Source organism: Aneurinibacillus tyrosinisolvens (assembly GCF_001015055.1).
GTDB classification, from domain to species: domain Bacteria; phylum Bacillota; class Bacilli; order Aneurinibacillales; family Aneurinibacillaceae; genus Aneurinibacillus_A; species Aneurinibacillus_A tyrosinisolvens.
This window is the reverse complement of the sequence record NZ_BBWZ01000008.1, coordinates 49114-69208: the sequence shown is the minus strand read 5'-3', so window position 1 is coordinate 69208 and position 20095 is coordinate 49114. Positions and strand designations below refer to the sequence as shown.

Sequence of the window (20095 nt, the reverse complement as noted above, 5' to 3'; positions counted from 1 at the left end):
ATAGAACGAGGGCTACTTCACAAACGTATCGAAACGAAATCCCCTGCGAAGGCATTCAAGATTGTATGCATCCTCAAACTGAATGTTGCCCATGTTTACCCCTTTTCCGAAGAAAAGAATCAATTCGGTCTGCTGGCTTTTGCGGGGCGCTTCCCATATAAGGTGATTCATGGCTTCTCCGGAAAAGACTTTTTCAATGGCACAGAGAAACTCTGTATCCGCGCACCCATTTTTATCATAAATACCGACATTTTCCCCTGATTCTCTTCCTTCTACAATGACATGGGAAGCGCCGGATTCCAGATCAGAATAGAACGTTTTTTCAAGTTCTTCTATTTCCAGATAGGATCCTACTGCTTTTTTCCCGCACTCGGTAATGACGGTAAAGCCATGTTCTTTTGATTCCCGTATCAAACTTCTGCGTTCTTTCTCGGGCAGATTAATCGTCCCGTCAGAAATTTCAATGTGTGTAAAGCCTGCTTCCTTCATAAATTCAAAATGTTCATTTATGAAACCGCGGTGGTAAGCGAGTTCGAACAGCGTTCCTCCGGGGTAAAGGGTGACACCCGCCTTCTTTGCCAGGAGCAGCTTTTTGCTGAGCACTTCCATTGGATATAGCAGCGTAGTGCCAAAACCGAGTTTTATAAAATCAATATACCCACCGGCGAGCTGCAGCGTTTCCTCGAACGATGCGAGCCCGACTCCTTTATCAATGAGCATCGTTAACCCATTACGCCGGGGCTTGCCTTCTCTTTTCCCGATTTCTTCAACAAGCAAGGGATGGCTGACATTGTTTGAAGATGGTTCACAGGAAAAATTCCCTCCTTCTGGGTAAATCTTCTCCGCAAACCATCTTATGCGCCATCGCCTATAAATGTTCTCGCTTACTGGCTGTTCTCCGATTTGTTACCCGATTTACTATCGGATTTGCTCTTGTCACCATTTAAATCAAGCCGTTCTCCGCCGAGATGGATATAAAGCTCGGTTCCGTTTCACCGTCGCCAAGCGTAGATTTTTTCATCCCCGTAACATACGCCGAAACAATATCGATGAAATTCTGTTTTTCCCCTTCTTTCTCAAGCTGCCCCATAATATAAAGGTCTTTGTTCTCCTTGAATACGGAGGAAATAAATCCTACCGCACTGCCTTCCGCGTCCACAACATTAAGAATTTCGCTCTGCTCCCCGCGAAACTCAGGTTTAAAATACAACATACCGTACAGCCCCTTTCATTCCATCAAAGTATTATTTTTGGATTTCATTACTTAGGATGGCTAAAGGGTATTTGTTCCATTCACAGCAAAAGCACAACGGTGATCGGCCGTGTCTCTATAGCTTAACCAGTCGGGATAATCTCTTTAGACTCTAGATACCGCACAATGATATCGGCTGATTGCTCTAGAGATTGTTTATCTGTCTCAATCACAATTTCCGGTGAATCGGGTTCTTCATAAGGAGAAGAAATACCTGTAAATTCACGGATTTCCCCTGCTTTTGCTTTCTTATAAAGCCCTTTGGGGTCCCGCTTCTCGCACTCGTCGAGTGAGCACTTCACATACACCTCAATGAATTCTCCACCATCCACAATCCGCCTGGCAAGCGCTCTATCTTCGCGGAACGGAGAAATGAACGCGGTTAACACAATCATTCCGGCATCAACAAAAAGCTTAGCAACCTCTCCGATTCTACGTATGTTTTCCTTCCGATCTTCGGGGCTGAACCCGAGATCACAATTTATGCCGTGCCGGACATTGTCACCATCTAATAAGTAGGTGCGCAGGCCTCTTGCATATAACTTCCGTTCAATTTCGTTAGCCAGCGTTGACTTCCCTGCACCTGAAAGGCCTGTAAGCCACAAAATCACGCTCTTATGGCTGTTCAGCTTCTGCCTCACTTCTTTCGTAACCGCAGTAGAATGCCATACAATATGGGCTGGAGTTTGATTCGACATCAAATCACCTTCCATTGTCTTTATCTTTATTAACGGGCTGATGTCCGCATTCCCCGGATAAGCACTTCTACAACCTCTGGGCGGCTAAATTCCGGAGGGGGAACTTCCCCGCTGCTCAGCATTGCCCTTACTTTCGTTCCGGAAAGAACAACGTGTTCTTCTTTTCCATGCGGGCACGTTTTAGCCGAAGCCATGTTTCCGCACTTCCGGCAATAGAAGCTGTGCTCAAAAAACAAGGGGGTAATTCCAAGCTCCTCTTCCGTAAAGTTCCCGAAAATCCGCTGTGCATCATACGTTCCGTAATAGCTGCCTACCCCCGCGTGATCGCGCCCTACAATGAAATGCGTACATCCATAGTTCTTACGCACCATCGCATGAAAAATTGCTTCCCGCGGGCCTGCGTATCTCATGGCTGCAGGGAACACTGCCAGAAGAACACGATCCTGGGGATAATACGTAGTAAGCAGTACCTGGTAGCTTTCCATCCGAATATCTGCAGGGATGTCATCGGATTTTGTTTCCCCAACAAGCGGATTTAGAAAGAGCCCATCCACAATTTCTAACGCTGATTTCTGGATGTACTCATGCGCCCTGTGAACCGGATTTCTTGTCTGGAATCCTACGATCGTTTTCCACCCCCGTGCCGCGAAAGCTTTTCGCGTTTCAGTCGGATCTAAATAAAATTCCGTAAACTTCTTCTCCGGCCGCCTCACCAGCGTAACCGGGCCCGCAAGGTAGACCTCAGGCCTCTCCAGAAGTTTTTTGACACCGGGGTGGGCTATATCACATGTCCTGAAAACGTTCTCCGCTTCTACCTGTTTGTCAGGTGTATATTTCTCTTGCAGCTTCAGAATTCCGTATACGACCCCTTCATACGTAAGCCTTACCTTTTCTCCAATTTCCAGTGTTCCTGCGACCTGTTGCGAAACAGGAAGTGTAATCGGAATGCTCCAGATATGCCCGCTTGCAAGCCTCATCTCGTGAACAACCCGATGATAATCCTCCTGGCCCATAAATCCTGTAATCGGGCTGTATGCCCCGATCGAAATAAGTTCAAGATCAGAAAGCGCCATGCTGTCGAGCTCAATTTCACTCAATATAGCGGAATAATCATAAGTTAAGTCGATTCGATCTACCAGCGCTCCACCATGTGGTTCGTTCATGGTCATTTCACTCCATTCCCTGCCGGCATTTACGCTTATTGGTGCAGCCCGCATTCTGTTTTTCCAAAACCGGCCCAGCGCCCGGACCGCATATCGTCTGTATTCGCAGCCGGGAGTGTACAGTGCTCACAGCCAATGCTCGGATATCCCTTATCATGCAGTTCGTTATATTCTAAATCAAGCAGCGTAATGTACTTCCATATGTCATTCCAGGTCCAGTGGATAAGCGGGCATATCTTTATCGAAGAAAATTTGCGGTCACAATTTACATATTGTGTATTTTTACGGGTGGGCGACTGATCTCTCCGCAGGCCGGATATCCATGCCCTTGCGCCGGACAGCGCTTTTTCCAGCGGCGCCAGCTTGCGCAAGGCGCAGCATTGATCAGGCTTACTCTTCCACAATTCGTCTCCGTACCGGGATGCTTGCTCCTCCAGGCTTAACCCGGGCTGAAGCAATTCGATGCGAAGCGAAGGGTACCGCTGCTGTACCCGCTTAATCAGCTCATATGTTTCTTTGAAATGGACATTCGTATCAAGAAAGACGACCTTTGCATCCTTACGAATTTTGCTGATTAAATCGATAAGCACCATTCCTTCTGCCCCAAAGCTGCAAGCATAAACAATCTCATCGCCGAAGGTCGAATACGCCCACTTCAAAACGTCCAGCGTATCCTTCGCATTCAGCTCTTGATTTAATGCGATATAGTCTTCATCCCGGAGCTGCCGGAACGAGATTTGTTCATTTTCCAATGCTGTCTTCCCCCTCCATCCATTTAGGAACGTAACAGTAAGAACACGGCTTTCAATTTTTTATTATATTGCGGGTATTTGCCTAAGGTTCCATATCCGTAAAAAAAGGGCAAAGACAGGTTTCCGCTGTCTTTGCCCTTTATTCAACGTATGCTGCACCGTCCCAGCGGTATTTCCGAATGATATCCCAATCGAGTTCAACCCCGAGGCCGATACCATCCGGGAGGCACACCTGTCCGCCGGAAGGTCTATAGGCAGCAAACGGGTAAATGGGTTCTCCATCACGTCCCACTCTACCGGCTCTGCCGTTTCGCCCTCCATCTTGCTCCACGGGGGCAGACACGCGTGTGCGAGCAATGCATACAGCCTGCTTAGCCCTCCATCAAACACATGCGAAGACACCCGCAAACCGGATAGCCGGGCCAACTGCAGTGACTCACGATACCCATCAATTCCATCCTGGTGCATCGGGTCCGGCTGGAGTATATCAATGGCATTATCCTTTATAAGGGGAAGAAAATCCTTCGCGCTTTTTATATTTTCTCCCCCGGCAAGCGGGATGGACAGCGCGCTCCTTAAAAATTTATATTCCGCTATACGATCCATCGGCATCGGCTCCTCCAGCCAGAGAAAATTATTCCACTTCGAGAAATACGGCTCCCATTCTCTGGCCGCTGCCGCATCGTAGCTCTGGTTGGCATCAAGGACGATAGAAATGCTCTCCTGAAGCTTTGACTGAAGCCCGGCAATATGGCGCTGGTCTTCCTCAATCGTTTTCCCTCCGATTTTCACCTTTACCCGGGTGAATCCATCAACCACAGCCCGTTCAACCAGCCGGATCGAATGCCCCTCCCAGTCCAAATCCTCGGAATAGGACTGAAAAGAAGCATAGACGGGAATCGTATCCTGCCATCTCCCTCCCCATAAATCACAAATGGAAAGACCCGCTTTCTTCGCGATAATCTCAGTTAAAGCCATGCTGACACCGGCCGCTGCCCGCTGGTGCCATTTCTTGATGACCTTCACTAACGGAAGGCGGTTTTCTGCCCGCTTCCCGATTAAGTAAGGGATAATTCTTTCGTGAAATCCCTTTTCCAGTGTAGGAAGCCAGTCAACACATTCTCCCCACCCATCAATCCCTGAGTCGGTAATAATCCGCAGTAAGAAGCAGCTTCTATATTTTTTAAATCCATTCGCGTCGCCATATGGCTGGGGGAGCCTGTGCAGCAGTGGAAATGTTTCAACCTTTTCTATCTTCAAGGTACAGTCTCCTTCCCTATTGCGGTATCATAACAGAAAACCGCTGGAGAGCGGTTTTATTTTGGGGCATGCGTTAAGTTATACGGATCCTGTTCATTCGTATTCGGATCGTCATGCGTATCATGGGCAGCCGGATCCTGCCTCGGTATTCCTTCATGGAACCCTCTCGCTTCGTATGCCTGGACCGGGGCAGAATGCATCCCCTCTTTCCATTCATCCTTCGAAATATCCAGGTTAATAGCAGCACCATACGGTCCTTCCGGAAATTCTTCCAAATTGACCGTATGGGTTTGATCATACTCTGTCGACAGCGGTGTAAACGATTCATTCGGATACGTAGGAGCGTTCTTTTTCGGCACTGCTCTTCCTCCAATCTTTTTCATGGCAGACTTTTCATATCATCCTTTATATAGACATTAAAGTATCCAATTGGAGGGACAACCATACATGAAAAGAAGACAGGAGACGGAAACAGGGTAAACTGAACAAAATGCTTCACTGCATGCTAAAATTGTGGAATATGCTATAAAAGCCCCTGCTCATCATTTCATTAAACAAAGGAGTGCGTTCGGTATGATTTCAATTGTTGTTGCAATGGACCAAAACAGGGTGATCGGAAAAGACAACCGCCTTCCCTGGCACCTTCCGGCCGACCTGGCCTACTTCAAGGCAGTTACCATAGGCCATGTCATTGTGATGGGCCGAAAAACATACGAGGCAATCGGAAAGCCTCTCCCAGGCAGGGAAAATGTTGTCCTTACAAGAGATCAAGCGTACGAAGCGGAAGGCTGTATTATCGTTCATTCTGTAGGAGAAGCCCTTTCCGCATTCGACGGAAAACAAATCGATGTAATTGGAGGTGCCCAGATTATTGCGCAGTTCCTTCCTTACACGGACACAATTTACCTTACGCTGATTGAGGAAAGCTTTGAAGGCGACACCTTTTTCCCGGAAATTAGTGAAGAGGAGTGGAAACTCGTTTCAAGAAAAGCCGGAATAAAAGATGAAAAAAATCCATACACCTATTACTTCCTCGTTTACAAAAGAAAAAGATGATGAACGGCTGGAAGATCTTCCGTCCGGCGAAACTGCCCTTGAAGCAATGTGTTCTACACTTCTCCGCTTTCCCCTTTCATGGTAAAATATTCATAGAAGCAACTCAATTAGAGACTTGCTATAAAATCATGGAGGTATTGTATGGGGGCAATAAAAGAGGTTGTAAGCTGGGTTCGCGCGATGGCAATTGTTGCGTGCATTTCTATCCTTGTCGGTGTATTTTTGTTCCAGCCTTCCAAGGTACTCGGATATTCAATGCAGCCTACCCTGAAGGATGAGCAGCGTATTTATGTGTCCAAACTGACGCATACTCTCCATCTGGAACCTCATTACGGCGATATTGTCATCATTGACAGCCGAGTCAACCGGGAGCGTACGCTTAAAGACGATTTTCTGGACAATCCGTTAATAAGCCTCATTACTAATCAGTACAGCGACGAGATGTGGATAAAAAGAGTCATCGGAAAGCCTGGGGACATTCTTCAATTTAAAGACAACAAAGTATATAGAAACGGGGCAGCCCTTACGGAGCCGTACATAAAAGAGACGATGGAATATGTTTCAGCTGAGAGAGTAGTCGTTCCGAAAGATGCTGTTTTTGTGATGGGGGATAATCGAAACAACAGCAGCGACAGCCGGTATATCGGTTGTGTGCCGCTGGACCATGTTCTCGGGACAAAGCTCTTCTAATGAGAAAAAGGCAGATGCGGATGAGCATCTGCCTTCTATGTATTAAATTGACACCGTTTGCCCCGCAAACCGCTTTGCAGTCTCTTGTGCGTAAGCAATCGCCTGCTGCTTAATCTCTTCTGCCTTCTCCGGTGTATAGGCCATTCCTTCAGCAATAACCGATTCATAATCAGTCACTCCAACGAAGTTCATAACCGCTTTTAAGTACTTATCACCAAATTCCACTTCCGCAGCCGGTCCTTCGGAATACAGGCCTCCACGTGCCTGGATATGGACGGTCTTCTTGCCTCCGAGAAGCCCAACCGAACCATTCTCTGTATATTTAAAGCTTTTTCCCGCCATAAAGAACGTATCAACATATGCTTTCATCTTAGGAGGCATGCCTAAATTCCACATTGGTGTTACAAAAACATACTTGTCTGCGGCAACGAACTGATCCGCCAATTCGTTTATACGGCCAACCTTCTGCTGCTCCTCCTGCGTTAATTCCGCAAACGGTACACCTTCGCCAAGTTTTCCCCATCCGCTAAAAACATCGGCATCAATAAATGGAACGTCCATTTGATAGAGGTCTAATTCAACAATTTCATCTTCCGGCTTTTCCTTCCGGTAAGCTTCCAAAAAAGCTGCGCCGACAGACAGGCTGTATGATTGCTCTTCCGCCTTCGGATTTGCGGTAATATATAATACTTTCTCCATTGTTCGTTCTCCCTTTCTTATGTGCAAATAACAAACTAAACATTCTCTATGTAAATATAATAAAATAACTTACTTACTAATGTCAAGTTAATAAGATGCTTTTGTTTAAAAAAAAAGAAGCAGACGAGCTTATCTGCTTCCCTTATGTATTCTACGCGGCAGGGATTGTTTCCTTCATGCCTTCTTTTAAAATGTTCATGGCGTTAATCGCTGTTGGGAAACCGGCATAAGGAACCGTTTGTATAATGATTTCTTCAATTTCTTTTGCCGTGATTCCGACATTGAGAGCCGCGCCAATATGGACGCGAAGCTGTGGTTCCCTTCCTCCGCAGTTCAGCAAATTTTTGCATGGTCGCTATCGGCATCCCCGTCTCACGAAGGCGTTTTAAAAATTCAATCCAGCTTAAATCTGCCTCCGTATAGTGCCGATAACCGCTCGAAGTTCGAACGACCAGATCGAGCAGGCCAATTTTTTCATAATAACGCAGTGTGTGAACGCTAAGGCCTGTAACATGTGCAACTTTCTGTATATTCAATTCCTGGCTCATAATCGCAGTATAAACCTTCGAGCGCACTCTAAGGCAACTGTTTTCTTTACATATAAAAAACCCACCGTTCACATGCCAGTGGGTTTTCCGTTAAATCTCTTATACATTTGTTGACTCTATGTATTTCGTTAACCGGCCACGCCAGGCCCCCGCCAGTTCATCCACCTGAAGAATCCGCTGGATCGCTTCCGTATTATTTTTCTCATGGAAGAAAATTCGATTGGCAAACAACACACTGACCTCAAGCGGATGTTTCTGAAGCAGGGTGATTTTAGCGTCGCTGCGCACCATTCCTTCTTCAAGAACCCGGAAGAAATAACCCGTGTACCCTGTTTCCACTACCCGGGGCAGGAAGGTGTCGACACCGTTTCTTTGCGATATTTTTTTACACGGGATTCTGCCTTGCGAAACCTGGATAACCGCTTCGCCCAACCGGAAAACGTCACCGATGCACACCTGGCTCTCCAGCATATTCGTCACAGTAATATTCTCGCCAAAGGCCGCTGCCGGAAGGCTTATGTTAAATTCCTTCTCCCACATCGCATAATGCTCATAAGGATAGGCGCAAACTGTCCGCTCCGGCCCGCCGTGGAACTCCAGGCTTGCAACGTCATCCCCCTCGAACCTTTCCACCGACAAGAACACTTCATTTACCTGATCCTTACATATCGCTGACTCGTAATTCTTTCCTTTGTAAGACAGCGTTTTTGGTTTACCTGTGCTTAAAGCAATCAACTGAATTTCCTGATGCGGCATTATTTCCCCTCCTTTTATAGTTTCCATCAGAATAACCATAACTATTTCTTCTCAAGAGAGGCAGGCAGCAGGATCGAAAAAGCCGTTCCTTTCCCCTGTTCACTCCGTACGTGGATTTTCCCATTAAACAATTCAATGATCCGGTAACAAACCATGAGGCCGAGCCCCGTTCCTTTTTCCTTTGTGGAATAGAACGGACTCCCCAGCCGGCTTACTTCCTCCGGGCTCATCCCGATTCCCTCGTCTATAATATCAACCACAATACTGTCGCCTCTGCGGTAAGCATAAACTTGAAGCCCGCCTCCATCCGGCATTGCCTCAATTCCGTTTTTAATAAGATTAACGAGGCACTGGCGAAATTTCGAAGGTTCAAGATAAACAAACAAACCATGATCAATTCCTGTTATCGTCTCTACATTTCTCAATAAAGCATACGAGCTCATGACATTCACTGCATTCTGAACTTCCACACCCGCGTCGATTTCTTCCCTATGCTTCGCCTCCGGCTTGGCAAAGGTCAGGTAATCGTTAATAATTTCCTCTGCCCGGTCAAGCTCTCCGATCATAAGTTCCGTATACATTCGTTTCTTGTGTTCTTCAATTTGCTCCTGATGAAGAAGCTGCATAAATCCCCGCACAACTGTCATAGGATTTCGAATCTCATGGGCAACCGCTGCAGCCAGCTCCCCCATTACATGCAATTTTTCCGTCCGGTTTATTTCCCGCTGCAGCTCCATGTTTTTCTTCATGTTCTCAATCAGGTAGACCGCAAACCACATACCGCCCACATTAATAAAGCAGTAGTTGAAAGCAAAATCAAAAAAATTGCTGTTGGGCCGCCGCAAAAGCAGGCTCTTTAAAATAGATAACCAGGACGATAATAAAAGAAGTTAGAAAGGCAAGCAGCAGCGCATAGTTTATTTTTTTTATACGGCTGTATGAATCGAAGCGGCGGGCAAGCAGTACGGAAACCAATGCGGCCAGTGCATACGTTTCTAATGTCGTATAAAAACCGGAGCCCCCGAGATAATACCGGTAACCGATGAGAACAGCAAATATGGCTATACAGGATTCGTATCCCCCATACAGTGTCCCTATAAGCACAGGAACAGGACGCATATCAAATATGTAGCCGGGAAGAAGGGTAAACGGAAACGTCATGCACAGAAATACCGAAATACACGACAGAACGCAAATAAGAAGGCTGCGGATTCGCCTGGAGTTCCCCTGCTGCTTATCAACCCAAAAAACCTGATAGAGAAAAATAGGAAGAATAACGAATAAAAAATTCAACAAGAGATCTTTAATCCCAAGCATCTCTTCTCACACCTATCCATTGAGGGAAATCCCCACAACATTTTATCATTACTGCCGAGAAGACCCCTTCCTCAAGCCCCAACGGGGGTAGGGAGGGGATGAATCGGCGCGGTCATGTGAAACCCTTTGCCGTACCTCACCAGTGTCACCTGTTCGACTTTCACCGGTTTGGCAAGGCCCTCCAGTTTCACTTTTTTGTTACCAATTCTTTTACATAGGAAGAACCGGCTTTTGGAACCATGTCTACGGTCCACTGGTGATCTATCCATATCTGGACATACCTATTCAATTGTAATCGGTGCATAAAATTTTTGAAAGAAAAAAAATAAGCACGGGAAGCCCGCGCTTATTTCGCTACTTTCAAATCATGTATGTCCGCCTTTCCAACTCGATTATTATCCAGAAACTTAATTTGCACTTGCTGCGGGGTTCCAGATTCGTCTGTGGCAAACTGTCTAATTATGCATTTTCGATCCCGGTGTTTTTCCTTTGCCGGATCATCCGGTTGAATTATGTATTCATTCCCAATAACAAGCCTTATTTTTCTTTCCTTTTTCATCTTGCCGTTTCCATTATACTTAAAAAACTCTGAAACGACTTCCGTTATATTATTGTTTTCATCCTCTTTAACTTTAAGGTTGTAAAAAGCGTTCATGTGTTCTCTCCTTTTGCTGCGTCTGGTTGGTGTCAGATTAAATCCGCTTTCTATTTTACAACAAATCCAGCATATATAAATGGTAATGTTTAGCAAATCTATCCGATGCCAATAGTCAGAAAGCCTTCTACCCTTTCAGGCAGAAGACTTCCGCTTCTTTACTTTATTCGTTCGTCGCAGGGCGGTCGAAGCTGGTAAGGTAGATTTTCCATTCGGAAGTGCTCGGATCTTTCGTAAAATACATGTCTCCGTTCAAATCCGTTTTTACCTTTTTTTCTATATCTCCTTTTTTCACGATCGTTTCATAGCTGGCGCCGAACAGGCTCATTTTGATACGGTTCCATCTCTTTGTTTTCACGTATTGATCCCCTTTTTCAATTACTATGTGATTGAACAATCTGCCAAACACTAATAAAGATTGTATTAAATACAAAATAATAGTTCAATAGGAAAGAAAAGGGGATAATAGTAACCAGATCCCTGACCAATCGAAAAGAAAGGGTCTCATTCACTCGTTTTTAATCGTCTTTCTACTCTTCCAGATAGCCGGTTTTCTCTTTGTTTTTCCGCCTTACCCTTCTTACCATCCAATAGATAATAAGGGGGACAATAAGCAAAAGCCCTGCCTGAAGTCCGTCAAAAAACAATAATATTTGTCTTAACATCTCCATGTTGTTATCACCTCTTATACTACCCTTACCCAGAAATGGAGAGACGGACTCACAAAGTCTCGACCTGTACTCTGCCGTCCGTTTTTTTTTCAGAAGTTTCATCCGTAAAGCGGTTCCTCGCTATGTATGTATTCTCTAGAGGCGCTGCGATTGGCAGAGCGCCGGGTCAATAGCAGTGATAATCTTCTCGATAGCAGTCCTAAGGCTCATACAATTACACGCATTAACCATATATTTATTATCCTTCGCCCTGGAAATTGCCCAGGAATCGGACTCTCCCTTTATGGTAAATAGTATATCCGAGAGCACCGGCTCTCTTTTTTCGTTGAACTGCAAAAATAAAATGCTGTCCATATAGCCGCTGTTGCTCACCATATCACCGGCGAACCTCTCAATACTCGGGGCATCTTCTCCCATTGATTGAAGGTAAACCGGTACTTGAGCCGAATCCTCATCCAGCATGGAAAGCATGGATTCAAACTCAGGCTGGCTTATCGATAGGATCGGTTCTTTCTTGACAGGGCGGTCCGCTATCCCTAAATAACGACCGACAATTCCCGGGACTTCCTCCCCTGTAATCGCCTCAAAAACGTGAACCTGACCTTCATAAATAAGAGAATGACAGTATATCCTCTCTCCGGAGAAATGAACAGATATTGTATCCTCTTCCTTTATAAACCTGGATACTTTTAAAGAAAGAGGCGAGAAATTCAACGCACATATAATATCAGCGATTTCCTTCTTTAACGAGAAGCGGTGCTGTTCATATATAAGGTAGTCTTTAGATAATAAAGAACGACAGGCTGCTTGAAACAACAAATCCATCTGTTCATCCGACAGGCCTTCAAAATACGCTTGCTTCGCTGCGGCTCCCTGCTCGAACAACCCCTCACTATAAAAACAGTAAACAAGCTCTTCAATACTTAGCGTAATTGCCATCAATCAATCCCCCCTATCCAAAGGAATGTTTTCCAGAAAAGGCCCTGCTGTCCCCTATACTTCTGCGGAGCCTTTTTCTACCGTTTCCCCTGTTTCAACAAATTACCGACATGGCTTTTCACTGCGCTCATCCCCTCTTTCATCGTAAAACCCAGTATATCCCCCGGCAAAAATCTCGTTCCATGCTTGTAGACAAGTTCTTTTAAAGGCTTGTCTTTATATTGAAGAAAGTATTTCGGACTCTGAAGTCCTCTGGCCACATGGCAAAATTGGGAGTGATCAATCAAATTGAACGCTGCGTGTCCCCCAGCTTGCGCCAGACCGGATATTTTATTATTAAACTTGAGCAAATTCCCGAGGATACTGTCTTCCTGTTCGATACGACGGGCGGTCTTCCGAATATAGATTTCGTTTTCAGAAAGGCGGTGAACGAGACGGTTTCCCGCTTCCCTCGTACTATCACTTGCCAGCACACCGGCCATGCATCCTATGTACTGCGGATCCTCGATATAATATAATAAATCTCTCATTTGTTTATTTAAGTGCCGAGTCAAGCTTTCTAGCTGAGTGATTTCCCGTACAAAATCATCAGCCATGCTGCGGACCTTATTTAAGTCAATAGAGATTTCCTTTGCCATCGCTTCCGCTCCTTCTATACTCGAATTTCGGCTTTTGGGTTCGCCTGCTTTGCCAATTCTTTTTTCATTTCCTCCATCTTAACGGCAACCTTTTGCAGTTCCTCACTTGTTGCCATGAGGTCCCGGGCATAGCGGTGAAATGCTTCCACCGTCTCCTCGTATTCACGGTTAAATTGCTCTCTTCGCTCCCCTTTCCAATCGGCTCCATTCCAGTCAACCGTACCCTTTATTCTGTTCTGGCTTTCCAGCACCTTATCAGCTGCTTCACGATAAAGATTTGAAAGTGCGATGACCCGGCTCGTATCCACTTCTTATCACATCCTGTTATTTTGTTTTTCATCTAGTCTACTTTCTTCTTTCTCGTCTCCCAGTAACTATTATACTGTTATGATAGGGGAAAAAATAAAAACGAAACAGGATAAAAGGGCTTATTTTGCCAGGTCTTTTATCCTTAATAGTTTCGTCAAGTGAATTTTTAAAGAATTTTTTTCATTTTTACCTTTTTAATACTTCAAAACATTCAAATAATTTGTTATAATTTCAGTAAACGCTTACACCGGTAAGTGTGTTGCTCTCACTGCCTATGGAAAAGGACAGAAAAGGAGGGAACGCTGATGGATGTTTTAGTCATATTTATGATTTTTGCAAGCATCTCACCGTTTTTATTCTGGCGCTGGAACATGCGGGTAGTTGGCCTAATCCAATTGCCTTTTATTGTTGGTATGTGGATATACTTTGTTAATGTTATTATGCCAGTGAATGACCAGCCCGAATATTTGTCCTTCTGGTTGGTTCTGTTTATCGGCAATTTAGTGTTCGGAGACTCGCGCTCATCAAATCACTCGTGCAGCTGGGCAAACGAATCGAAAGTAAACGGCTGGAGAGCAGAGAAAACGTGTTTGAAACACTAGACTAAATTTGAACGGCAGAGTAAACATACTCTGCCGTTTTTTATTTATGGCGAGTTAAAAAGAAGGACCTCTTCTCATACATTCCTGCCTCTCAAAACCAAACTTCTCATAGAGTGTATGCGCGTCCTTCGTGGCAAGGGAAACTTTTGTCTCTTTTATATCCGGATGTTCCAGTAGGCACTCTATGAGTTTCTTTCCTATCCCCTGCGAACGGAAGTCCTCCCGTACAATCACGTCCATAACCCAGGTAAATACAACTTTGTCTGTAACGGCCCGGGCAAAGGCAACCTGTTCCTGATTATAGTACACGCCAAAGCTAATGGAGTTGTCTATACTTCTTTCAATTACCTCCTGTGGCCTGTCTGAAGCCCAGTAGCTTTTCGAAAGTAAGGTGACGATAGCCTCTATATCAAGTAACTTCTTATCATCGCTTATCAAGTAACCGTCTTTCATCCACTCCATCCCATTTCCCCCCTGTTTCTTTATTCCTTACCTATTAGGTTACCATACAGTTAAACCGTTCCCCAATAAGGTGAACACGTTTTAAAAGAAATGTTATACTATACGAAACCGCTTAGGCACTTTGCAAACCATTCACACAGTTTACTTTAATGAGAAAAGAAAAAAAGCTGAACCTTCCACTGTTCACTTGGAATAGCGGATAAAAAAATAGAATGGAGCCGTCTGCACGGCTCCACAATGTTTGCTATAGAAGCTTGAATAGCACATAAATCAGAATGGCCAAACCTGGGAAAACTTAGTATCTATTGCGGGCAGTACCCCTGTTCAATGTTCAAAATCACATCTTTCAAACTCATATCCCCCATCGAACTCATCCGCAAATGGTATTTCTCGAAGATGAGTGAGCTTGTCACCTCGTTCGGAACAATGACACATTGCAGGCCTGCGGCAATGGCTGCTTTTGCTCCGTTAGCGGAATCTTCGAAAGCAATCGCTTCCTGCGGCTGAACGCCTAAAGCCTCTACCGCCTTTGTATACAGCTCAGGGTCCGGCTTTACGTTTTCAACGTCATCCCGGGTTTTAATGACTTCAAATTGCTCATATAGTTTAAGTTCGTTTAAAAACCGTTCCACCCATTCCCTGGTAGAACTGGTAGCCAGCCCTACTTTTAACCCCAGCTCTTTCGCTGCTGTTATATACTGTTCAACCCCCTCCCTGGCCTGTATTTGTTTCATTTTTTGCCTATGTATTTCCCCTGCTCTTTTTCGGATTTCGGCTCTATTTATTTCTATGCCTACTTTTTGCTCGAAGTATTCATAAAGGACATCATCATGAGTGCCAATACATTTTGCGAATTCTTCTAAAGGAAGGTCTATATTATATTCTTTTGCTACTTCTCTAAAGGCTTCATACCAGACCGTTTCCGTATCAATAATTAACCCATCAAAATCAAACACAATGGCTTTTATCATTGTTCATCTCCTTATAAATTGTGATATCTCTAAACTATGGTCTTTTTTCAAGCGCAAGTCTTATTCCGAAACTCACTAATACAAGCCCTGAAATTCCTTGAATGGCACGCTGGGTAGACGCTTTTTTTATCCATGCATTAATGGAATCGATTAAATAAACATACAGTAAGAGCCATATAATCGTCAAAGCGGTGTAAGTTATACCCATCATAAGAAACTGCAGGAAAGGTTTGCTTCCCGGATTGAGAAATTGCGGGAGAAAAGTAAGGAAGAAAACTGCCACTTTAGGGTTAAGGAGATTCGTAATAAATCCCTGGCGGAAGGCAGATTTACTTTGATATTTAGTTTTTATGCTGTCATCTGAAGAAACGCCGCTTTTCTTCTTTAAAGACCATAAAGAGACGACACCCAAATAAATGAGATAGATTGCACCAATATATTTAAAGGTGGAGAATAAAAAAGCAGATTTTACGATAAGAGCAGAAAGGCCAAACACCGCAGCTAAAGTGTGGATGATAAGACCTGAAGTGATGCCAAAAACCGTTTGCACTCCGCCTTTTTTTCCATAAGTAATGGTGTTTTGTGTGGCTAACCCAGTATCAGGACCAGGTAAGATAATGAGCAGGATTGACATAAGGATAAAAACATAAAAACTTCCCATTGCATCTCAGCCTCCAAAAGAATGAATATTACCCTTATCATATCATGGAATCCGGGGTGTATAACAAATACTTTGGTATGCATAAACATTATACGATTCCCGGGCAATCTTCTTGAGGATGAAACAAACAAGAAGCGGAAACAATGTTCACTAAGGTAAGCGTGCTGCTTTCTATGTAAATAAGAGGAAAGGTGATGGCTATGTTTGTTGTACGATATACGGACAAAGAAACCGGGGAACGGAGTGAAAGCGATGTATTCACTTCGGCAATAAAAGCTGAAAATGAAAGAGTACGATTGGAAAATCTCGGCTACGGATGTGTAGAAGTTTTTTCAGAAGAAGAAAAATAACTTGTCAGTGACTTCGAAAGCGGCAAGTAGTCTTGTGTCAGGCCACGCATACAAAGCCAATTGCCCCCAAAAAAAAGCCTCTGCCGGATTTTTTCGGCTGGAGGCTTTTTTGCTGGCTCTAAATTTTTAAACCGGTGATAACACCTATAGCTATTTCATCAAGTTAATAAATTCCCGCATAAACCCTGGCAAATCCGGCCATGCGTGGCCTGATACAAGATTTCCATGCGTATGCAGCGTTTCATCAATATAGGTCGCTCCGCATGCCGTTACATCCGGTTTGCAGGCGATGTATGCAGTGTATTCCCGGTCCTTCATCACATCCGGAATAACAGAAAGCACCTGTGCCGCATGGCAGATCGCACCAACCGGCTTGTTCTCCTCAAAGAAGTGGCGGACAATCCCTGGCAGGGCTTCGTTTAAGCGAATGTATTCAGGCGCCCGTCCTCCCGGAATAATTAAGCCATCATACTCTTCAGGGTTAACATCAGCGAAAGCCACGTGAGAATCAATACCATATGCCGGTTTTTCTACATACGTTTCCATTCCCTCTACAAAGTCGTGGGTTACTGTCTGCAGCTTTTTTACGGAAGGGGAAGCGATCGTTACATCAAATCCCTCTTCTAAACAGCGATAATATGGATAGAAAATTTCAAGTGCCTCGACCGCATCTCCTGTCACAATCAGTACCTTCTTGCTCATAAACATAACCCCCATTCAAGAATTTTAACGGTACGAAAGGTAAAGTTCATTCTCATGGTGCCTACTACTGATTCTATACTGATGTCCCTATTCCTTCTCTACAAGTAGAAAAGCATGTGAAAATTAGTTGGATTTAAAAGGGAATCGCAAAAAACTTTCGAAGCATATAATGAAACACAGAAACTACCCAGCAGGAGGTGCCCTGTGGGAAAATGGATACTGCTTCTACTCTTTATTCCCCTGTATATCCTTGTCACGTTTTTTGGACTCGGCCCTATTATTTTAGCCGACGGTTCACTTGAAGAAAGAATTGTTACTTTGCTAGCGACAGCTGCGATCTACGGAATACTTACTCTTATTTTACAACTGCTTCTTAAACGAAAAAATTAATCCAGTGCTCGCCAGCTAATTCATGGAAAGAATTAATCATATTTTTCATCGTTTTCTTGTTCAATTCCATCAATCAAAAGATCCAATTCATTTTCAAACGGGAGATAAAGCGGGGTTGGCAATCGCCGGGCTATCTCCTGAATCTCGGGCAATTCCAACGCGTCCTCCAGACTGTCAGGCTTCTTAATTGTTTTAAACCACTGGGTAAATTCTTCGATAAATTTATAAAAACGATGCTCTAGAAGGGTCGCCTCATCTTCAGCCCCTTCTAAAATGTTAGCCTGCTGGTTTCGCTTCCACTGCTGCAGCAACTCTTCGAATCGTTCATGTAACTGTTCATTCATTTATCATCACCTGCAAGTATTTTATTGGTTGTGAACGTAATTCACATGATTATATTAATCTTATCGATTAATTTTATATAGGTCTAATATATGATTCATATAGACTTTATAGGTATAAACTATATATTTGTTTTTGTATTCATTTTAGCCCCCAATACGTTTCTCCTAAAGGCTGCTTATGTCTTTAACCGCTGCTTCCACTGCATCTGCGATTGAATAGTTTGTCTTAAATCCCAGCTTTCGTATTTTATTATCATCCCAAATTCGATTGACCGTAAACGTTTTTATGGCAAATGGGGTTAGTTTATATTGCATCATTTGCTCGTCCGTTAGGGCTTCCGGTATATGTACTATTTTTGCAACCCTTCCGGCTGCGCGGTCGATTTCTGTCTTTAGTTCCTTCCACGTTGTATCAAATCCTTTAAGCAGATAAATACCATTGTCATGCTGAGGCCTGTTATATGTTCCCAGCCAGGCCATCGCCCGGCCAACATCGCGCGTATCAACAAGAGACACCTTCGTAGCACCACTGCCAACCATCGGATATTGGTCACTGGCATGTGCCATGAACAGCCTTGCAAAAAAGGACGAAACATCCCTCACCCCAATCGTGCTTGCCGGACGTAACAGTATCGTCTCTATTCCTGCTTTTCGCCCTGCTTCCTCGGCGGCTTTTTCCCTTTCAAGCCCCAACCGCTGTATTAAATACTCCGGTTGTGAATCATACGATTCCTCAATCGGTTCACCGCTTCGGAAATCGTAGATGACAATGGTGCTGAGCTGGATAAACCGGAAGGCACCGTGTAAGGCTGCCGTTTCAATGAGTGTTTTTGTTAATTCTATTTCCACCGGAGCATTCAGGTTAATGTGGGTATGCAGCTTTGCATCGGCTGTACAGTTATAGACAACTTCGTGCCCTTCTATCACGTTTCCAATTGCCGCTCTATCCGAGAAGTCGAGTTTGACGACACGAACCCCCAGGCTTTCCAAAAACGTTGTATTGCTCGTATGACGAACAGTTGCCGTCACCTGATGACCTGCCAAATTCAGTTGTTCAACAACGTGCCCTCCTATAAATCCGGTACCTCCAAAAACAATGGCTTTCATCATTTCCATCCTCTCTATTTACTATAGAATCCTGTAGGCACTATAATAAATGAAGTGCTTTTTACTGAAAAGTACGGATATTTTGTATAGTAACTATCTTTTTGAATAGTATTGGAGGAATAACATGCTTGGATACTCTGAACACAACCATCCTGAATGCCCTATTGAGAAAACGATGAGTGTGATTGGCGGCAAGTGGACGTTTCTTGTTCTCAGAGACCTGTTCCATGGCCCGAGGCGGTTCGGTGAGCTGCAGCGATCATTAAAAGGAATTAGCCCGCGCACTCTTTCACTGCGCTTAAAAGAATTAGAGGAGGAAGGAATTATCCTGCGGGTGATTTACTCAGAAATTCCACCCCATGTGGAATATTCGCTCACAGAAAAGGGGCAGACGCTTGGCCCTGTTTTTGATGCAATGAAAGCCTGGGGGAATGCATGGGACGTGCTGGGCATTGCGGATAAAAAATGACTCTGCCTTTGTCAACGCATTTATTTCATTTGTAAAATAAACCTGTTTTTGCGCATGCAAAAGTATGCGATAATGATTTTATGAAAAATGAGAACGATGCCATTATTCATCTTTGTATAAATGCTGAAGGGAAAGGGGATTTTATGAGCGGAAATTTTTTTGACAACTACAAGAAATTTGTTGTCTTACCCCAGGAGAAAGAAGACGCTTGTAAAAAAGAGTATCGTCCTCAAGACTATGAGCGGCATTTTATCGTGACGCTCTCACTTTATGACCCTCTTATATCCTGTTGGAAAGAAGCAACAAAACACGAAGTCGCAATAAAGGAAAGCCTTGGAAGAATCTTAAGGGGATTCAACGAAAAAGAGCACGGGTTTTATCATCTCCAGCTTCTTGAGCTTACAGAAGATAAACCATACCTCGTTCTGGCTCTCTCCTGCGCAATAAAAAAAGACAAGGAACAAGAGGATGCTGATCTGTCGTATATTGTGGGGAAGGCAATTTCAAACTCTCTTTATAATGAAGAATGCTGGTACCGGCTTATCGGCGAGAAAGGGAGGATCAAGCGTCAGCTTTTCTACTGCACATACAAAGAATATACGATATAAAGCATAAATACAGATAAAGGCAGGTG

At 44.2% G+C, this 20095-nt stretch carries 32 protein-coding genes and 1 pseudogene; 7 read left to right on the top strand and 26 right to left on the bottom strand.

All coding sequences use genetic code 11. The annotated features are described in order from the left end of the window. Nucleotides 1-12: 12 nt before the first annotated feature. The 7 genes and pseudogenes from comA to MBEAL2_RS09735 all read right to left on the bottom strand — a co-directional run bounded on the left by comA (nt 13) and on the right by MBEAL2_RS09735 (nt 5484). Nucleotides 13-777 (bottom strand): phosphosulfolactate synthase, encoded by a 765-nt coding sequence (gene comA, locus MBEAL2_RS09765; protein WP_152667746.1) that lies wholly within the window; start codon nt 775-777, stop codon nt 13-15. A gap of 166 nt (nt 778-943) precedes the next feature. Then, nucleotides 944-1213 carry a hypothetical protein gene (locus MBEAL2_RS09760; RefSeq protein WP_052947631.1) on the bottom strand — a complete coding sequence of 90 codons (270 nt, stop codon included), beginning with the start codon at nt 1211-1213 and terminating at the stop codon, nt 944-946. A gap of 122 nt (nt 1214-1335) precedes the next feature. Next, nucleotides 1336-1950: an adenylyl-sulfate kinase gene (cysC, locus tag MBEAL2_RS09755; RefSeq protein WP_047152110.1), complete on the bottom strand. Its 615-nt coding sequence runs from the start codon at nt 1948-1950 to the stop codon at nt 1336-1338. A 29-nt stretch (nt 1951-1979) separates the two neighbouring features. After that, complete coding sequence (gene sat, locus MBEAL2_RS09750; protein WP_047152220.1) at nt 1980-3119, bottom strand: sulfate adenylyltransferase; 1140 nt, start codon at nt 3117-3119, stop codon at nt 1980-1982. 29 nt (nt 3120-3148) lie between these two features. After that, complete coding sequence (locus MBEAL2_RS09745) at nt 3149-3817, bottom strand: phosphoadenylyl-sulfate reductase (protein WP_047152219.1); 669 nt, start codon at nt 3815-3817, stop codon at nt 3149-3151. A gap of 187 nt (nt 3818-4004) precedes the next feature. After that, nucleotides 4005-5125, bottom strand: a pseudogene (locus MBEAL2_RS09740) (mandelate racemase/muconate lactonizing enzyme family protein). 56 nt (nt 5126-5181) lie between these two features. Beyond that, entirely contained in the window at nt 5182-5484 is a 303-nt protein-coding gene (locus tag MBEAL2_RS09735) for a hypothetical protein (RefSeq protein ID WP_052947630.1), read from the bottom strand. 214 nt (nt 5485-5698) lie between these two features. On the opposite strand from MBEAL2_RS09735, the gene MBEAL2_RS09730 reads away from it, so the two are divergent. Together MBEAL2_RS09730 and lepB are read left to right on the top strand one after the other, a co-directional pair. Then, a complete protein-coding gene (locus MBEAL2_RS09730; protein WP_047152108.1) occupies nt 5699-6181 on the top strand; it encodes a dihydrofolate reductase in 483 nt (160 codons plus the stop codon). A 141-nt stretch (nt 6182-6322) separates the two neighbouring features. Next, nucleotides 6323-6871 carry a signal peptidase I gene (gene lepB / locus MBEAL2_RS09725; RefSeq protein WP_047152107.1) on the top strand — a complete coding sequence of 183 codons (549 nt, stop codon included), beginning with the start codon at nt 6323-6325 and terminating at the stop codon, nt 6869-6871. A gap of 42 nt (nt 6872-6913) precedes the next feature. Here the strand turns inward: lepB and MBEAL2_RS09720 are convergent, their stop codons facing one another. From MBEAL2_RS09720 to MBEAL2_RS09675, 13 genes are all read right to left on the bottom strand, one after another. Further along, nucleotides 6914-7570, bottom strand: coding sequence for an FMN-dependent NADH-azoreductase (locus MBEAL2_RS09720; RefSeq protein WP_047152106.1), 657 nt, complete (start codon nt 7568-7570; stop codon nt 6914-6916). Nucleotides 7571-7721: 151 nt separating this feature from the next. Then, complete coding sequence (locus tag MBEAL2_RS09715; protein WP_052947629.1) at nt 7722-7910, bottom strand: carboxymuconolactone decarboxylase family protein; 189 nt, start codon at nt 7908-7910, stop codon at nt 7722-7724. Next, nucleotides 7825-8118, bottom strand: coding sequence for a MerR family transcriptional regulator (locus MBEAL2_RS30115; protein WP_082129868.1), 294 nt, complete (start codon nt 8116-8118; stop codon nt 7825-7827). Before MBEAL2_RS30115 ends, MBEAL2_RS09715 begins: the two co-directional genes overlap by 86 nt. 99 nt (nt 8119-8217) lie before the next feature. Continuing rightward, nucleotides 8218-8874 (bottom strand): MOSC domain-containing protein, encoded by a 657-nt coding sequence (locus tag MBEAL2_RS09710; RefSeq protein ID WP_047152217.1) that lies wholly within the window; start codon nt 8872-8874, stop codon nt 8218-8220. A 41-nt stretch (nt 8875-8915) separates the two neighbouring features. Beyond that, nucleotides 8916-9653: an ATP-binding protein gene (locus MBEAL2_RS09705; protein WP_152667744.1), complete on the bottom strand. Its 738-nt coding sequence runs from the start codon at nt 9651-9653 to the stop codon at nt 8916-8918. A 37-nt stretch (nt 9654-9690) separates the two neighbouring features. Continuing rightward, a complete protein-coding gene (locus MBEAL2_RS09700; protein ID WP_047152105.1) occupies nt 9691-10191 on the bottom strand; it encodes a LytS/YhcK type 5TM receptor domain-containing protein in 501 nt (166 codons plus the stop codon). A 71-nt stretch (nt 10192-10262) separates the two neighbouring features. Next, entirely contained in the window at nt 10263-10460 is a 198-nt protein-coding gene (locus MBEAL2_RS31045) for a hypothetical protein (protein WP_152667743.1), read from the bottom strand. A gap of 77 nt (nt 10461-10537) precedes the next feature. Continuing rightward, nucleotides 10538-10846, bottom strand: coding sequence for a hypothetical protein (locus MBEAL2_RS09695; protein WP_047152104.1), 309 nt, complete (start codon nt 10844-10846; stop codon nt 10538-10540). 163 nt (nt 10847-11009) lie between these two features. Then, nucleotides 11010-11204 (bottom strand): hypothetical protein, encoded by a 195-nt coding sequence (locus tag MBEAL2_RS09690; RefSeq protein WP_047152103.1) that lies wholly within the window; start codon nt 11202-11204, stop codon nt 11010-11012. A 172-nt stretch (nt 11205-11376) separates the two neighbouring features. Continuing rightward, entirely contained in the window at nt 11377-11517 is a 141-nt protein-coding gene (locus MBEAL2_RS32235; protein ID WP_173427702.1) for a hypothetical protein, read from the bottom strand. A 135-nt stretch (nt 11518-11652) separates the two neighbouring features. Beyond that, entirely contained in the window at nt 11653-12456 is an 804-nt protein-coding gene (locus MBEAL2_RS09685) for a YfjC family protein (RefSeq protein ID WP_047152102.1), read from the bottom strand. Nucleotides 12457-12533: 77 nt separating this feature from the next. Beyond that, a complete protein-coding gene (locus MBEAL2_RS09680) occupies nt 12534-13094 on the bottom strand; it encodes a YfjB-related protein (RefSeq protein ID WP_047152101.1) in 561 nt (186 codons plus the stop codon). 14 nt (nt 13095-13108) lie between these two features. Next, complete coding sequence (locus MBEAL2_RS09675) at nt 13109-13402, bottom strand: WXG100 family type VII secretion target (RefSeq protein ID WP_047152100.1); 294 nt, start codon at nt 13400-13402, stop codon at nt 13109-13111. 306 nt (nt 13403-13708) lie between these two features. On the opposite strand from MBEAL2_RS09675, the gene MBEAL2_RS09670 reads away from it, so the two are divergent. Next, nucleotides 13709-14005 (top strand): spore morphogenesis/germination protein YwcE, encoded by a 297-nt coding sequence (locus MBEAL2_RS09670; RefSeq protein ID WP_047152099.1) that lies wholly within the window; start codon nt 13709-13711, stop codon nt 14003-14005. A gap of 54 nt (nt 14006-14059) precedes the next feature. On the opposite strand, the gene MBEAL2_RS09665 is transcribed toward MBEAL2_RS09670, so the two are convergent. The 3 genes from MBEAL2_RS09665 to MBEAL2_RS09655 form a co-directional block, all read right to left on the bottom strand. Continuing rightward, nucleotides 14060-14467, bottom strand: coding sequence for a GNAT family N-acetyltransferase (locus MBEAL2_RS09665; RefSeq protein ID WP_047152098.1), 408 nt, complete (start codon nt 14465-14467; stop codon nt 14060-14062). Between the two features lie 302 nt (nt 14468-14769). Next, the gene (locus MBEAL2_RS09660) at nt 14770-15435 is read right to left on the bottom strand and encodes an HAD family hydrolase (RefSeq protein ID WP_047152215.1); all 666 of its coding nucleotides are present in this window, start codon (nt 15433-15435) and stop codon (nt 14770-14772) included. Nucleotides 15436-15472: 37 nt separating this feature from the next. Beyond that, nucleotides 15473-16099 (bottom strand): LysE family translocator, encoded by a 627-nt coding sequence (locus MBEAL2_RS09655; RefSeq protein ID WP_047152097.1) that lies wholly within the window; start codon nt 16097-16099, stop codon nt 15473-15475. Between the two features lie 194 nt (nt 16100-16293). Here MBEAL2_RS09655 and MBEAL2_RS31730 point away from each other — a divergent pair, with 194 nt between their 5' ends. Then, nucleotides 16294-16449 (top strand): hypothetical protein, encoded by a 156-nt coding sequence (locus MBEAL2_RS31730; RefSeq protein ID WP_161798197.1) that lies wholly within the window; start codon nt 16294-16296, stop codon nt 16447-16449. Between the two features lie 150 nt (nt 16450-16599). On the opposite strand, the gene MBEAL2_RS09650 is transcribed toward MBEAL2_RS31730, so the two are convergent. Then, nucleotides 16600-17151, bottom strand: coding sequence for a DJ-1/PfpI family protein (locus MBEAL2_RS09650; protein WP_047152096.1), 552 nt, complete (start codon nt 17149-17151; stop codon nt 16600-16602). A 204-nt stretch (nt 17152-17355) separates the two neighbouring features. Between MBEAL2_RS09650 and MBEAL2_RS09645 the strand changes: the two genes are divergently transcribed. After that, nucleotides 17356-17541 carry a DUF6954 family protein gene (locus MBEAL2_RS09645; protein WP_047152095.1) on the top strand — a complete coding sequence of 62 codons (186 nt, stop codon included), beginning with the start codon at nt 17356-17358 and terminating at the stop codon, nt 17539-17541. 32 nt (nt 17542-17573) lie between these two features. On the opposite strand, the gene MBEAL2_RS09640 is transcribed toward MBEAL2_RS09645, so the two are convergent. Together MBEAL2_RS09640 and MBEAL2_RS09635 are read right to left on the bottom strand one after the other, a co-directional pair. Next, nucleotides 17574-17885, bottom strand: coding sequence for a hypothetical protein (locus MBEAL2_RS09640; RefSeq protein ID WP_047152094.1), 312 nt, complete (start codon nt 17883-17885; stop codon nt 17574-17576). A 165-nt stretch (nt 17886-18050) separates the two neighbouring features. Further along, nucleotides 18051-18995 (bottom strand): NAD-dependent epimerase/dehydratase family protein, encoded by a 945-nt coding sequence (locus tag MBEAL2_RS09635; RefSeq protein ID WP_236692748.1) that lies wholly within the window; start codon nt 18993-18995, stop codon nt 18051-18053. A gap of 121 nt (nt 18996-19116) precedes the next feature. On the opposite strand from MBEAL2_RS09635, the gene MBEAL2_RS09630 reads away from it, so the two are divergent. Both MBEAL2_RS09630 and MBEAL2_RS09625 read left to right on the top strand, forming a co-directional pair. Further along, complete coding sequence (locus tag MBEAL2_RS09630) at nt 19117-19461, top strand: winged helix-turn-helix transcriptional regulator (RefSeq protein WP_047152093.1); 345 nt, start codon at nt 19117-19119, stop codon at nt 19459-19461. 143 nt (nt 19462-19604) lie between these two features. Further along, complete coding sequence (locus tag MBEAL2_RS09625; RefSeq protein ID WP_047152213.1) at nt 19605-20069, top strand: hypothetical protein; 465 nt, start codon at nt 19605-19607, stop codon at nt 20067-20069. Nucleotides 20070-20095: the final 26 nt, after the last annotated feature.